The organism is Undibacterium hunanense (assembly GCF_014284335.1).
GTDB classification, from domain to species: Bacteria; Pseudomonadota; Gammaproteobacteria; order Burkholderiales; family Burkholderiaceae_D; genus Undibacterium; species Undibacterium hunanense.
In genome coordinates this window covers 59,098-73,009 of the sequence record NZ_JACOGF010000007.1, presented here as the reverse complement: position 1 = coordinate 73,009, position 13,912 = coordinate 59,098, and the positions used below count along the sequence as shown (strand labels likewise).

The following is a 13,912-nucleotide window of genomic DNA, read 5'->3' as shown; positions in this document are numbered from 1 at the left end:
ATTTCCTTATCCGGAGAAAAAATGAAAAAAATGCTACCCGCCACGCCGGCTTTGACCCTTGCTTTGGCACTGGCAGGCCTAGGCCTTGCTTTACCTCTGCAAGCGCAAGATTCTGGCACCGGCAGCGTCAAATCTGCCAACAAGCCTGTCAAGGAAGCACAGGGTAGCAAGGATGTATTGCCATTCCAGGCCACGGAAAAGCTGTTGCCAAATGGCTTGAAAATCATCATCGTGCCCACTGGCCTGCCAAATATCGTATCGGTACAGATTCCGGTGCAGACCGGTTCGCGCAATGAGGTGGAACCTGGCAAATCCGGCTTCGCCCATTTTTTTGAACATATGATGTTTCGCGGCACCAAGGACATCCCGGCAGACAAGTACAAGGATATCCTGACCGCCACCGGCGCACGCCAGAATGCCTATACCAGTGATGACCTGACGAATTACTACACGACTTTTTCCAAGGAGGACCTGGAAACGGTATTGAGAATTGAAGCCGACCGCTTCCAGCATCTGTCGTACAGCGAAAGTGATTTCAAGACGGAATCACGGGCCGTGCTGGGTGAATACAATAAAAATAGCGCCAATCCCATTACCAAATTGCTGGAAGTGATGCGTGATACGGCTTTCCAGAAACATACCTATAAGCACACGACCATGGGCTTCCTCAAGGATATTGAGGACATGCCGAATCAGTACGCTTATTCCAAAATTTTCTTCGACCGCTGGTACCGCCCGGAATACACCACCATCATCGTGGCCGGTGATGTCGAACCCAAATCCACCATTGCCCTGATAGAGAAATACTGGGGCCAATGGCAGCGTGGTAAAGCCCAGGCTCCGGTACCGGCCGAACCGGCAGCCACAGGTGCCCTGTACAAGCATGTGCCATGGCCCAGCCCAACCTTGCCGTATGTTGCTGTTTCTTTCCATGCGCCGGCGTTTTCCGTGACGAACAAGGAACATGCGGCATTAAGCATGTTACTGTCCTTGTCCTTTGGCAGTACTTCAGATATCTACAAGCGCTTGCAACAGGATGAACAAAAGGTGGATCAGTTATTTGATTTCACCCCTCCCTCTGTGGATCCGGGTCTGGCGGTGATAGGCGCGCGCGTCAAGAAGCTTGAAGATACTGTCTATGTGCGTGACGCCATCCTGCAAAAGATTGCCCGCATCGTACAGACACCCTTGGCCGACCAGGAACTGGCAGATGCCAAATCCGCACTTAAATATGGCCTGATACGCAGCCTTGATAACACAGACCAGATCGCTGGCACCCTGGCACGCTTTGTTCATTACAAGCGTTCTTACGCCACCATCAATCAGTTTTATAAAGTGATTGATAGCCTGACACCGGCAGATTTGCAGGCAGTCGCCAGGAAATACCTGGTTGATGACGGTATGGTCGTTACCAGCCTGTCGAATGCAGCCCTGCCAGCAGAGTTGAGCAGCCTGCCGAAACTGGCCAGCTTCAATGACAAAGCTGTGGACGGCAAGTTCGACGTACTGGTGCAGGCATCGAAGTTGCCACAAATCCGCTTCAAGCTGGTGTTTGCTGCTGGTTCAGCACAAGACCCGGCGGGCAAGGAAGGCCTGGCCAGAATGACGGCAGCGATGATAGACAGTGCCGGTTCGAAAGAACGCAAGATCGATGAAGTCAAGAAAATCCTGTTCCCGCTGGCGGCCAGTTTCTCGGCCCAGACAGATAAGGAAATGACCAGCTTCAGTGGTTCCGTGCACAAGGAAAAATGGAAGGAATTCATCCAGATCGCCTTGCCGCAATTGCTGGAACCCGGCTTCCGTGAAGAAGACTTCCGCCGTATCAAGGATGAACAGAAAAATGCCTTGTTGCTGGACCTGAAAGACAATAACGAAGAAGAGTTTGCCAAGGAACGTTTGCAGACCAATGTGTTTGCCGGTTCTGCCTATGCCCATCCGGTATTGGGAACGGTCAAGGGTATAGACGCCATTACCCTGGATGATGTCAGACAGTTCTGGAAAAAAGCCTATACCACGGGTGCGCTGAAAGTAGGTATTTCCGGTGATGTGTCTGACACCATGGTGACCAGTCTGAAGCAAGCCCTGAACAAATTGCCGGATGGTGCCGGCATGGCTGCCATTACCGCACCGGTTGGCAAAGTCAGCCAGGGCATGGAAGTCGAAATCATAGAAAAGAATACCCGTGCAACAGCGATTTCCATGGGCTTTCCTATTGCGGTTACCCGTTCACATCCTGACTTTGCAGCACTGTGGCTGGCGAAAACCTGGCTGGGTGAACATCGTTCCAGTTCTTCCCACCTGTATCAACGCATACGTGAAATACGCGGCATGAACTATGGTGATTATGCATATATCGAAGCATTCCCGGGCGGTATGTTCATGTCCTTCCCGACGCCCAACCGCGCCCGTCAATCACAACTGTTTGAAATCTGGATACGCCCTGTAGCGCCTGAAAATGCCCACATGGCCCTGCGTGTTGCCGTGGCTGAACTGGACAAGATGGTGAATCAGGGTTTGAGCAAGGAACAGTTTGAGATCACCCGCACTTATCTGATGAAGAATGTTTTCATGATGACGGCAACGCAAGACCAGCAACTGGGTTATGCCCTGGATGCACAATGGTATCGCACGCCCGAGTTCACGAAAATGATGCGCGATAATTTGTCTAAACTCAGTCTGGCCGATGTCAATGCCGCCATGAAAAAACACCTGTCGGCGCAAAACATGTCGGTGGTCATGATTGCCAAGGATGCGGTGGGTCTGAAAGACAAGCTGGTGTCTGATGGTTTTTCTGCGATCAAATACAATTCCGAGAAACCTAAGGAATTGCTGGATGAAGACCAGGTCATCGGTAACCGAAAATTAAACATCAAGGCGGAAGCAGTCAGCATTACACCTGCCAGCAAGGTGTTTGCCGAATAAAGCGCAGTAGCTGAATTGGAGATGCGCAGTAGCTGAATTAAAGATGCGTTGAAGATGAGCCGAAAAGCATGTTAAAAAATCCTGAAGCCGCGAGGTTTCAGGATTTTTTTATTTACTGGTTTTTATAACCAGGCCATCATTTTCAAAGTGCTTTTTGTACGATCAGACCTATCGAGGTAACGACATATTTTTCTATCTGCAGACGCAGATGGGTGTCCTGTATATACGGTGCAAGATCAACATGACCATCAGCGTAGCCATCACCCTCATCCCAGTCTATGGCTATCTGATGGCCCTGCGCCTGCAAGGTGTTGATGATTTCCTGTATATCCCGTTTGCGGAACAGTACGGTGGCGCCACTGTCTACGGTGTCCTCATCGGATGACAGGTTAAACTCGGTCGTATGGATGGCAAATCCACCCGGCTTCAGGCAGTGCATGGCGTTGTACACAAAATTCTTGCCGTGTTCGATGGACCCCAGATGTTCAAACGCGCATGAAGACCAGAGGAAGTCGAATTTGCCATGCAGTTCTTCACTGATATTGTTCATATCGGCAAACTTGAATTCAACCAGCCTGTGCAGCTCTTTTTCATCACACAGGTTTCTCTGGTTGATGGCTTCAAAACCATTGGCGTGCTGGGTCGATTCTACCCAGCCCTTGGCCTGTGCTTCTTCGGTAAACAGATCGGTTGCTACAATGCTGGCACCGTGGGCGGCGAACAGCGCCGTCAACGGTTCAGTACCAACTGCAAAACCCAGGCCCAGTTGTCCAGCCTGTAGCATGCCGCGTTCTTTCAGCGCCTGCACAATAAACGCCCATTCCCAGATTTTTCTGTGCATATGTCCGGGGCGGTCACCCATGCGCACCGTCCAGTACTGAAAGGTTTCAGAACGCATGACCTGTTCTGTACATATCGCCGATTTTAATAAATGGGGAAGTGGGAGGGCAGGGTCTTGCTGATAATCATGCCTGGCAGTGAAGCGATCTTGCCACGCCTGGATGTGTTCGGCGATATTTTGTGTGTCTGCTGCTGGTGTTGCTGCGGCTAACTCAGCTACGGGCTCTGGTGTGACGGGTTGCTGTGTAATAACGATGGGCTCGGGGTGTGACACTGCGTGTGGCGGCGGTATGAACTGCTTTCGTATTCGTGCGGCTAAACCCGTTTCCCGGAACTGCCTGGGAAGCATATGCCACACCGGGGTGACTATTTTCAGTATTCTGGTTTTCATGATGGGTCGATTGGATTATCTGCTCACGATCTGAATGTTCAACAGTATGAGTGAGTGGCACACATGCAAAAAGTTCATTAAGAATGTTTATTTTAGCAAACTATTTGCAATTTAATTAATGTTTCTTTTAATCAAAATATTGATTCATGTGACACGGCATGCAAAACTGCCTCTACACTTGAGGAATTGATTGCCGTGATGCTCTGCCACTATAATTTCCTGCAGTCTTTTATTCATCCTCCTCCACTGACGCAGTACAAACATGAACGGTCCACAATGAACACACCGCATGGCGCTGATACCTTTACCTGCCCGGAATTTCTGGCCATGGAACGTACTATCATCGACGATTTTGTCGATTGCACGCGTGAGGCATGTGAAGAGGCCGAGGTTTGTGTCAAGGAACTCAATAATGGCGGCGGCACTGCCTATATCCACCGCCTGTTCCGTGCCATGCATTCGCTCAAGGGCAATTGCCAGATGGTGGGGCTGGGGCCTTTTACTGATTTGCTGCACCGCATAGAAGAAATCGTCGCCAGAGTTCGCGCGAACCAGGATCCTTATTTCCGCGAACTGGGTGAATTTTTGCTGCTGGCTAACGATGAAGTTGAAGATTTGCTCAATGATTTGATCGCCCATGGTTTTACCAGCGATATCCGGCGCAAGAAATTATTTGACTTGTGTGATGCGCTGCAAAAAAACAGTGCACATGGCTTTCAGCCTCAACACTTCAAGGATGCCATTGCACTGCTCGATGGCAAAGCCGAAAGCAATGACACCGTGTCAAAACCCCAGAAGGTCGTACTGGAATTGCCAGCCGACATGGAACTGATGCGCAAATTTGCTGCGCATATCGACAATCTCAGTATCTATCGCAAGAACCGTACTGACCAGGTCGCGCAATTGACGGAGTCGCTGAATGAGGCTTTGAACTTTCTGGTCGATGCAGAGCAACTGAAAGTCGCGTCTCTCATGCATGATGTGGGCATGAGCTTCATCCCGCATAGCATCTTTAACAAGGAAGGTGTCCTGTCCAAGGAAGAAGTCAAAAAGATCCAGGAACATGTGGTCACCAGCAGCCAGCTACTGTTGCGCTTTGGTGGCTGGGATGAGGCGGCACGCATGGTGCTGGATCATCATGAACGCTTTGATGGTTCCGGCTATCCCAATGGCTTGCAGGGTGAGCAGATTCATCCCGGTGCCCGCATGTTATCCATCGTTGATACCTTTTGCTCGGTCACCAATGAACGTTCAGACCGCAGCTACAAGCGCAGTTTGCTGAGCGCCATTTCAGAAATCAATGCCAATAGCGACAGCCAGTTCGATCCGCAAATGGTTGAAGTATTCAACTCGGTGGTACGCAAGCTTATCGCCAAACAGTAGACTTGCCTTTTTAGTATTCGATATGCAGATAACCAACATCCCCGATCCGGGTTTTGACGATTTAACACTGCGCAATATCCGTGTTGATGATGCCAGTGCATGGTATGCCTACCTGAAAAACCCTGATGTCATACGTCATACCAGCTGGAATCTGGAATCGGCAGACGACTTGCTGCCCCAGCTTGCCATGTATGAAGCAGATGAAGTCAATTCGCCCATACGTCTGGCTATCGTCAGAAAGCTGGATGATGTGCTGATAGGGACAGTCGGCTTTCATACCATGTCCGATCTTAACCGCAGCGCAGAACTAGCCTATGACCTGGCCCCTGAATACTGGGGAAAACGCATCATGCCTGCGGCTGCCCGGGCCATGTGTGACTGGGGTTTTGGCGAGGGCAGACTGAACCGCATACAGGCCACGGTACTGGAAAGTAATGCCAGTTCTGTCAGTGTGCTGGAGCGCCTGGGATTTCAGCGCGAGGGTTATTTGCGGGCTTTTCGCATGTTACGTGGCAAGCCAGGTAATTTCTGGATGTACGCATTGCTGCATCCGCATATTACCGGCTGAATAGCAACTGACGCTTTACTGGTTCAACAGTCAATATCCTTCAAAGCTGTTTTTTTCATGCCAACACCATCGTTTTGTGTTGGACATATGCATCCTGGTTGAGTTAGTCTGGAAACGAACAGATTCCATGTTGAACTCAAGCTTGATTATGCAAGGGTGAAATGTCTGATCGCTCGCCTGCATAGCTGCCAGGGAAATTCAGTATGTTTTTAAAACGCTCAAAAGAAGAAATCATCTTGCTGATGCTCTGCGGCCTGAGCATACCCAGCATACTTCCTTTCGGCCTTATCCGCATGGCCCAGAAGAACTGGTTGCTGGCAACCGTCGATTTGCTGATTGTTGCCGGCATGTTGTGCATCATGCTGTTTGTCTGGCGTACCCGGCGCGTACGCTTTGCCGGCCTGGCCGTTACCGTGTTTTATTCCATGGGCATGCTGGCCGCCATCTATATCAAAGGGCAGGCCATCGTGTATTGGGTCTATCCCACCATGATTGCTGCATTCTTTATCCTGCGTGCCAACGAAGCCCTGATGATCAACTCCGTCTCCCTGGCGTGCCTGATAGGCATTTTGTTCAGTGCGATGTCGGTACTGGATCTGTCCAGCATCATCGTGACGCTGGTACTGATCAATCTGTTCGCCGCCATTTTCTCGCATAGAACCAACCTGCAGCATTCTGAACTGAACCAGCAGGCGGAAAAAGACTTTCTGACCGGGGTCGGCAATCGTCGCGCCTTTGATCGCAAATTGCAGGAAATTTGTGCTGATGATCATTCTCAGGTAAATGCCTGTCTGCTGATACTCGATCTGGATCATTTCAAGAAAGTGAATGACCAGTTTGGTCATCCGGTGGGGGACCAGGTACTGATCAGTTTCTGTTCACTGCTGCGTGGCCGCATTCGTGCCATTGACAGCCTGTTTCGCTACGGTGGTGAAGAGTTTGTAGTGGTCGCAATGGGGGCTGACCACATCACAGGTGCCCGCTTTGCTGAAGAATTGCGTGCACTGGTTGAAAAAACAGAATTGCTGCAAGATTATCCGGTAACGGTTTCCATCGGCGTTGCTAAAAAACTGCCGAGTGATGACACCGATACCTGGTTCCAGAGAGCCGATACCATGCTGTATGCAGCAAAGCTCTCCGGGCGCAATGCGGTGCGTATGGATCAGCCGCCTGAAGCTGATTCTGCCGGTGGGGCCGGCGCATCTTCCCTGGTGGCAGGTTCATCATCTGGCCGATAACTCCAGGCTGGCATGAACAGCAAAACAAACAGTGAAAGCAGGGCGGTGATGACACTGATCCAGACTACAAACTGATTCGCCGCAATACGATCCGGGTAGATATGTACGACCGCCCCCAGGCCTATTGCATTTGCCGCAGCCACCAGCACTGCACAGGCATAATCCTGAAACCGCCTGGCCTTGTTGGCAGTCCTGGCCCAGCGTGGGTCCGTGTTATAACTGGGCAGATGCAGGTGGGCATTTTCCAGCCTTTCCAGTGTGGCAAGGAAATGGCGCAGATTGGTTATGGAGCGTTCTGCCTTGTAATTCAAAAATGCCAGGCAGATTGACGCCACCGGAAAACCCAGTACCAGCCATTCTATCGGCAACTTGCTGGTCGCTTCGCCCGGTTTCAAGGCCACCAGCGCTGCCAGCAGGCTCACTACCAGGGTCACATACAGCGCCAGTGCCTGATGTCTTTGGGCGATACGGGTATTCACTTCCTGATTGGCGGCAATGAAACGGTAATTGGCATCAACATGGGATTTCGACATACAGGCGGCTTTCAGCAATCATGGCACAAGCCGCTATTATCGCCCAAACATCGCCCAAACCCGGGCTCCCGCCTTCAGAAAGCCCAGGTGGCTGACAGATAAGCCATCCTGCTGTCCGGCAATTGCGCCAGTATCGCCCTGGCAGGACCGCCATACAGACGCAGGCCGGCATTGATGCTGATGCGGTCGCCTTGCCAGCCCACTGCTGCCGTGATGATGCGACCATTGTCTTCCGGTGTCCACAAGATATCCAGTGAAGGTTGCCAGTTGTTTTCTTGCCAGCTCCAGCGCGCAAAAACATTCTTGCGGCGGATATTGCCTGATGCCGACAGTGCCTGGTTTTGCCAGACCAGGTTATAGCCGATGACTTGCCGCATTTGCGGCAGGTAATTTACGCTGGCCTGCAAGGCTTGATTGCGCGTGTTCCAGTCTTGCCATTCCCGGCCGGACAGGGCGGTGCCATCCCACCAGGCTTCCAGGAAAAAACTGTGTTGCGATTCTGTCGTGTAATTGGCACCCAGCATGGCTTGCACGACATTATTTTGCGTGCTGTTTTGCCAGGGCGTGTTGCGTTGCAAAAGGCTGCTGTCGGCATTCATGCGCAGACCCGTGTTGCGCTGCATATAACGCAGGGATGCATGTACTTCCATTTCATCGGTCGCTACCCATGAGGCTGCTGCACCGACACTGCCTCCATTTTTTTGTCCATAACGGGCAAAGCCATGTAAATCGACACCGCCAGTGTGGTGATAAACGCGGGCGGCAAGAGCTTGCTCATCCGCGACATCGGTGCTTGCTGCATGGCCAGGGTTGACCCAGACCGCAGACACAGACGTAGTCGTATTGAAGTATTCGACACTCGCCAAAGGTTTGCCGATGATGGTGTTGCTGATCAGTGAACGGCGCTTTTCCTGCGCCACGACATCATTTGGCCGGAAACCATAGCCGACGTCCCAGGCGATGGTTTTTTTGCCGGCGCTGAACTGCCAGGCACCATCCCCCATGCTGCCATACAATTCATTCAGCCAGGCCGTTGCCTGAGTGCGCCCGCCATCGTTCATCTGTCCTTGCACGGTAGCGACCGCGTTGATGCCCTTGGCGCTGGCGCGCAACTCGGTTTCCATGACGGCCAACTGCGCATGACCGCTGGTCAGCCCGGGAGCAAGCTGATTCGCTATGGCGAGCTGGCTGGCACTGTTGCTGGTCGTGCTGTTGACCAGCCCTCGCACCTGGCCACTGAAATCGGATTCTTCAGCCATTACCGCAAAAGGTGTGCAGAACAATACTGTCAGCAAGCTGGCAAGTACATGGTGTTTGAAATCAGGCATGCTTACTCCAGACTGGGATTTTTCGCCAGGAACATAGGGTTCAGCCATTGTTCAGGCACGGTTTTTTGCTTGCGGCTGATATACCGTACCCGCGTCTCCTTGTGGCTGCTCAACTGGTCCAGCAACAGCATTTCTGCCACGGCAGTCGGTGCTTGTGGCTTGTCCAGGATGAAACTGGCCTGCTTGGCGAGTTTTTCTGATTGCACATACAAATCTGCCTTGACCGGTTCATGCCGGGTTTTGCCCAGCCACAGTTCTATGCGCTGGTAAGCCACCGATTTGCGCACGGCATTCAGGCTCAGGTGCAGGCAGGGTTTGTCATTGCATTTTTCTTCGCCTATGATCTTGCCGGTGTAATCCTGGGCCCAGCTCATGGTGGCTATGTCACCGATGGAGGCGTCACCCAGCAGTTTTTGCATGGGCGTAATCCGCAGCGGACGCTGGCTGCCAGGTAACAGCATCCAGAAATCATCACCCAGCATCAAGACCTTTTGGCCTTTTTCTGCGGGACTTTTCATCAACACCAGCGATTGATGGTTGGTTTGGGAAAATACCAGGTAATTTCTTTCTTTTTCTTTACTGCCGTCTTTGGCATAGGTGGTGATCTCGGTTTCCACCTGCATGTTTTCTGTTCCTATACGAAACAGGTCGGCAGCTTTCAACAAGTCACTGACTTCATCTGCCCTGACCAGGCCAGCGGCACTTGCCAGCAGCAGGATGGCGATACGTGTATAAGTTTTCATGGTGTTTTCCGTTTTTTAATTGTGTGCCAGTGCATCGACGATGGGCTGACGCAGTGTCTTGCGGGCGATCAGTGCTGAAGACAGCATCGACAGAGCAATCATCGTGAAGATGGTGATGGCGTACATTGCCGCATCTATGCTGATCAACAATGGATAACCGCTGGAACGTCCTGGTGGCGGGGGCATCTGCACCGGGAACACCGTCAGCAGCAATGCCACGCTGATTGCCAGTACCGCCCCCAATACCGCACCTGCACCACCCAGCAACATGCCTTCGAAGGAAAAGCTGCGTGTCAGTTGTCCGGGTAAAGTACCCATGGCACGCAGAGTGCCGATTTCGCGGGTACGTTCGATAATGGCCATCGCCATGGCATTCGCCACCACAAACACCACGATGAAGCTGATGATGGCACCCAGTGCACCAAAGATGCGGTTATACAAATCGCGGACTGACTTGTAAAAGAAAGCCTGTTCAAGCCAGTTTTGCACCGTCAGTTCGGGCAGTGCCTGTGCCAGCCTGGCCTGGGCCGGCATGGTCGCTTCCATGGAATTAAGGAAAACCCCAAGGCTGGAAACCCGCTGCGTATTCAGCAGTTTTTGTGCCGTCCTGATATTTGAATACACCAGGCGCTTGTCCAGATCCGGCACACCGGTTGAGACCAGGCCTTTGACCGTCACATCCACTGCATTCAGGGCGCCGTCGGTGGTGCTGGCCATCAGGGTCAGGCTGCTGCCGGGCCTGGCTTTCAGACTGCGTGCCAGGGCTTCACCGAGGACGATTTCTGCTTCTGTCGATTCAGTCTGTATCAGTTCGCCTTCCTTGACTGTCAGGGTAGGGCCTTTGACAGAAAATTCGGCATCGGGGTCTATGCCTATCGCCAGCATGATGGTGGATTTGTCGCCATTGCTGATCAGGCCACTGTATTCAATGCGCGGCAAGACATAGCGCACGGCAGGGTCTGCCAGGATTTTGTTTTTCAGGTCACCGGCATTGTCCAGCCCATACTGCAAAGGTACATCCTGGTCGCTGGTGAAGTGCTGGGGTTTTCCTATGATCAGGTGGCCGGTGCTGCGTGCCGATATCTGTGCCAGGCCTTCGTAAGTCGAATAGGCAAAACCACCTGCCAGCAAAATGGCAGCCGTGCCCAGGGCCGCTACCGCAACCGTAATGGTGGAGCGGCGGCGATTGCGCAGCGTGTTATAAAACGCAAATTTCATCCAGCTCTGTTTCATTGCAGTCTCCCATCCAGCAAGGACACGATACGGTCGCTGCGGCTAGTCAGGCGGCTGTCGTGGCTGGCTATCACAAAAGCCACGCCTTCGGCATGGCCGCGTTCGCGCATCAGGTCCAGTACCTGATCTGCTGTGTGTGAATCCAGGCTGGCCGTCGGTTCGTCGGCAATCACCAGACTGGGCCGCTTGATCAGGGCACGGGCAATCGCCACCCGTTGCCGCTGACCACCCGACAGGGCATCCGGCAAATGCTGGGCATGTTCATGCAGGCCGACGGCTTTCAATTGTGCGGCGACACGTTCACGTCGTTCGGCGATCGGTACGCCCGTCAGGAACAGGGGGTAATCCACGTTTTCAGCCACCGTCATGACCGGTACCAGATTAAAACTTTGGAAGATAAAACCTATGGTGTCGCGTCTTTGCAGGGTCTTTTGCGTGTCGCTGTACTGATCGATGTTGACGCCGTTCAGCAGAATGTCGCCGGAATCAGCATCGTCGATCAATCCGCACAGGTTCAATATCGTGCTTTTGCCGCTGCCTGATGGGCCGGTCAGTGCCAGCAGTTCGCCACGGGCCAGCGACAGGTCTACGCCTTGCAGAGCTTTGACTACGTGGGTGCCCAGGCGATAGGTTTTGTGAACTGCACGCAGCTCAATTGCAGGTGCCAGGGTTGCCATATTCATGATGGAATACCTTTCAGCATGGCTTTGGCAGCTTCTGCCTGCGGTACATTCTGCTTGACGGCTTCGTTCAGGTAGCGTTTGGCATCCTCAGGCCGTTTTTGCTCATTGGCCAGGTTTGCCGCACGCATCAGCACGGCACCACGGAAGCCCGGTTCTGCCTTTTCGAATTGCTTGTGTTCCAGCACCTCGTTAAGCAATTTGATACCGCGCGGGCCACGGTTCATGAAGGCCGGTACTGCCAGAAAAGTGGTCGCTGCCACAAATTTGACTTCCAGTACGACTGGCGTGCTGCCATGTCCCTGGGCATTGTCGTTGCTGGCAGCCAGTTGCAGGGCTTTTTCCAGCATGGCCAGACCTTCTTCTGCATACGACATTTTTTTCCAGGGGAACATCGTGGTAACCGCCAATTTACCGGTGCTGGCCCCGGCATACGCCATCACCAGCGGGCTGGCGGGGTCCTGCTTCAGCAATTCATTGAAGGCATTCGCGGTACTTTCTTCATTCCCCTTGGCGGGCTGTACGAACTGCTGGAAGGCCGCCTGGAATTGGGTATCCGAAAACGCCAGTGCCTGAGTGGACAGGGCAAGGAACAGGCTGCTGGCCAGCAGGAATTTTTTACCGGCAGTGGTTTGAATGAGGGTCATATGAGGCTCCTGTGCAGATTGAGAGGTGTGGTGTTATGTAGTGTTATGCGGTTTGATAAGTGCGACAGGTGGAGCTTAAGCAGACAGCCGCCGTACCTCAACGTCGATGCGACCAGATGCAGAAGTTTGGTGTGAGCGGGGTTGAAAACGGCGCGGAATGCAATGAATGCAGGATGGCTAGATCGTTATATTTTTGAAAACTATTGAATTTGAAGTGCAGAGCCGGAAAAATTTCACAAATCATGCAATACTTGATTTTTTAAAAAACATATAACGAGACCATGAGCATCCAGCCCAAAGAATTCATCGTCAACAAGAGCAATTTGCCTGACTCCCGATTCGTGCCCTTGCGCGTGCCAGAACCGGCCGAATTGAAGGACGGGCAGGTGCTGCTACAGATAGACCGCTTTGCTTTTACCTCCAACAATGTCACCTATGCCGCTTTTGGCAAGGCCATGCAATACTGGAATTTTTTTCCTGCAGAAGAGGGGTGGGGCAATATTCCGGTCTGGGGTTTTGCCGATGTGCTGGCATCCAGGGCTGACGGCGTGAATGTGGGTGAACGCTTCTATGGTTACTACCCGATGGCGACCCATCTGACGGTCAATGCCACCAGGGTGTCGGATGCCGGTTTTACTGACGGCGCAGAACACCGCCAGGCCATGCATGGCTTGTATAACCACTACGTCAGAACCACGACTGATCCTGGCTATACCAAGGAATCGGAAGATGTGCAGGTTTTGTTGCGACCCCTGTTTATCACGTCTTTCATGATTGATGATTTTCTTGATGACAATCAGTTCTTTGGCGCGCAGTCGGTACTGATATCCAGCGCATCAAGCAAAACGGCCTATGGCCTGGCGTTCATGCTTTCACTACGCAAGGACAAGGCTTGCAAAGTCATCGGCCTGACCTCGGCAGCCAACCTGGAATTCGTACGCAATATGGGTATCTATGACGAGGTGATCAGTTACGATCAGGTTACCACACTGACAGCCAGCCAGGCCGTGGTCTATGTCGACATGGCAGGTAATGGACAATTGCGCAGCCAGTTACATCATCATTTTGGCGATAACATGAAATACAGTTGTGCCGTTGGCGGCACCCACTGGGACGAATTGAGCGGCGCATCCGATTTGCCGGGTGCCAGACCAACCCTGTTTTTTGCCCCCGCACAAATCAAAAAGCGCATGACAGACTGGGGCCCGGGTGGTGTACAGACACGCCTGGCACATGCCTGGCAAGCTTTCATGCAGCCAGTGATGGCCGCTGAAAAGCCATGGATGCAGGTCACTCACGGATATGGCGAAGCCGATGTGCGTCAGGTCTATGAAACCATGCTGGGTGGTTCTGCGCGCCCGGATCAGGGGCATGTGCTGTCACTGTGCCGCAAGCTTGATTGAGGA

At 52.5% G+C, this 13,912-nt stretch carries 12 protein-coding genes; 5 read left to right on the top strand and 7 right to left on the bottom strand.

Going from position 1 to position 13,912, the window contains the following annotated elements:
• The first annotated feature begins 21 nt into the window (after nucleotides 1-21).
• The gene (locus H8L32_RS14735) at nucleotides 22-2,922 is read left to right on the top strand and encodes a M16 family metallopeptidase (protein ID WP_230412224.1); all 2,901 of its coding nucleotides are present in this window, start codon (nucleotides 22-24) and stop codon (nucleotides 2,920-2,922) included.
• Nucleotides 2,923-3,064: 142 nt separating this feature from the next.
• Here the strand turns inward: H8L32_RS14735 and H8L32_RS14730 are convergent, their stop codons facing one another.
• Nucleotides 3,065-4,036 carry an SAM-dependent methyltransferase gene (locus H8L32_RS14730; protein WP_222619367.1) on the bottom strand — a complete coding sequence of 324 codons (972 nt, stop codon included), beginning with the start codon at nucleotides 4,034-4,036 and terminating at the stop codon, nucleotides 3,065-3,067.
• Between the two features lie 393 nt (nucleotides 4,037-4,429).
• Between H8L32_RS14730 and H8L32_RS14725 the strand changes: the two genes are divergently transcribed.
• From H8L32_RS14725 to H8L32_RS14715, 3 genes are all read left to right on the top strand, one after another.
• On the top strand, nucleotides 4,430-5,536 hold the full coding sequence (locus H8L32_RS14725) for an HD-GYP domain-containing protein (protein ID WP_186948014.1): 1,107 nt from the start codon (nucleotides 4,430-4,432) through the stop codon (nucleotides 5,534-5,536).
• Between the two features lie 22 nt (nucleotides 5,537-5,558).
• A complete protein-coding gene (locus H8L32_RS14720; RefSeq protein WP_186948013.1) occupies nucleotides 5,559-6,104 on the top strand; it encodes a GNAT family N-acetyltransferase in 546 nt (181 codons plus the stop codon).
• A 203-nt stretch (nucleotides 6,105-6,307) separates the two neighbouring features.
• Nucleotides 6,308-7,342, top strand: a complete 1,035-nt coding sequence (locus H8L32_RS14715) for a GGDEF domain-containing protein (RefSeq protein ID WP_186948012.1) — start codon at nucleotides 6,308-6,310, stop codon at nucleotides 7,340-7,342.
• Here H8L32_RS14715 and H8L32_RS14710 read toward each other — a convergent pair.
• The 6 genes from H8L32_RS14710 to H8L32_RS14685 form a co-directional block, all read right to left on the bottom strand.
• Nucleotides 7,267-7,875 (bottom strand): hypothetical protein, encoded by a 609-nt coding sequence (locus H8L32_RS14710; RefSeq protein WP_186948011.1) that lies wholly within the window; start codon nucleotides 7,873-7,875, stop codon nucleotides 7,267-7,269. The genes H8L32_RS14715 and H8L32_RS14710 overlap by 76 nt on opposite strands.
• Nucleotides 7,876-7,949: 74 nt before the next feature.
• A complete protein-coding gene (locus H8L32_RS14705; protein WP_186948010.1) occupies nucleotides 7,950-9,203 on the bottom strand; it encodes a hypothetical protein in 1,254 nt (417 codons plus the stop codon).
• Between the two features lie 2 nt (nucleotides 9,204-9,205).
• Nucleotides 9,206-9,946 (bottom strand): outer membrane lipoprotein-sorting protein, encoded by a 741-nt coding sequence (locus H8L32_RS14700; RefSeq protein ID WP_186948009.1) that lies wholly within the window; start codon nucleotides 9,944-9,946, stop codon nucleotides 9,206-9,208.
• A gap of 15 nt (nucleotides 9,947-9,961) precedes the next feature.
• On the bottom strand, nucleotides 9,962-11,179 hold the full coding sequence (locus tag H8L32_RS14695) for an ABC transporter permease (protein WP_186948008.1): 1,218 nt from the start codon (nucleotides 11,177-11,179) through the stop codon (nucleotides 9,962-9,964).
• On the bottom strand, nucleotides 11,176-11,862 hold the full coding sequence (locus tag H8L32_RS14690) for an ABC transporter ATP-binding protein (RefSeq protein ID WP_222619366.1): 687 nt from the start codon (nucleotides 11,860-11,862) through the stop codon (nucleotides 11,176-11,178). The genes H8L32_RS14695 and H8L32_RS14690 overlap by 4 nt, the downstream gene beginning before the upstream one ends.
• Entirely contained in the window at nucleotides 11,859-12,506 is a 648-nt protein-coding gene (locus tag H8L32_RS14685) for a hypothetical protein (protein ID WP_186948007.1), read from the bottom strand. The genes H8L32_RS14690 and H8L32_RS14685 overlap by 4 nt, the downstream gene beginning before the upstream one ends.
• A 281-nt stretch (nucleotides 12,507-12,787) precedes the next feature.
• Between H8L32_RS14685 and H8L32_RS14680 the strand changes: the two genes are divergently transcribed.
• A complete protein-coding gene (locus H8L32_RS14680) occupies nucleotides 12,788-13,909 on the top strand; it encodes a DUF2855 family protein (RefSeq protein ID WP_186948006.1) in 1,122 nt (373 codons plus the stop codon).
• Nucleotides 13,910-13,912 lie beyond the last annotated feature (3 nt).

Bases quoted from the DNA above. Each gene is read 5' to 3' on its own strand.
- H8L32_RS14725 (WP_186948014.1), top strand. From the start codon at position 4,430: ATGAACACACCGCATGGCGCTGATACCTTTACCTGCCCGGAATTTCTG.
- H8L32_RS14735 (WP_230412224.1), top strand. From the start codon at position 22: ATGAAAAAAATGCTACCCGCCACGCCGGCTTTGACCCTTGCTTTGGCA.
- H8L32_RS14690 (WP_222619366.1), bottom strand. From the start codon at position 11,862: ATGAATATGGCAACCCTGGCACCTGCAATTGAGCTGCGTGCAGTTCAC.
- H8L32_RS14695 (WP_186948008.1), bottom strand. From the start codon at position 11,179: ATGAAACAGAGCTGGATGAAATTTGCGTTTTATAACACGCTGCGCAAT.
- H8L32_RS14720 (WP_186948013.1), top strand. From the start codon at position 5,559: ATGCAGATAACCAACATCCCCGATCCGGGTTTTGACGATTTAACACTG.
- H8L32_RS14680 (WP_186948006.1), top strand. From the start codon at position 12,788: ATGAGCATCCAGCCCAAAGAATTCATCGTCAACAAGAGCAATTTGCCT.
- H8L32_RS14705 (WP_186948010.1), bottom strand. From the start codon at position 9,203: ATGCCTGATTTCAAACACCATGTACTTGCCAGCTTGCTGACAGTATTG.
- H8L32_RS14685 (WP_186948007.1), bottom strand. From the start codon at position 12,506: ATGACCCTCATTCAAACCACTGCCGGTAAAAAATTCCTGCTGGCCAGC.
- H8L32_RS14715 (WP_186948012.1), top strand. From the start codon at position 6,308: ATGTTTTTAAAACGCTCAAAAGAAGAAATCATCTTGCTGATGCTCTGC.
- H8L32_RS14710 (WP_186948011.1), bottom strand. From the start codon at position 7,875: ATGTCGAAATCCCATGTTGATGCCAATTACCGTTTCATTGCCGCCAAT.
- H8L32_RS14700 (WP_186948009.1), bottom strand. From the start codon at position 9,946: ATGAAAACTTATACACGTATCGCCATCCTGCTGCTGGCAAGTGCCGCT.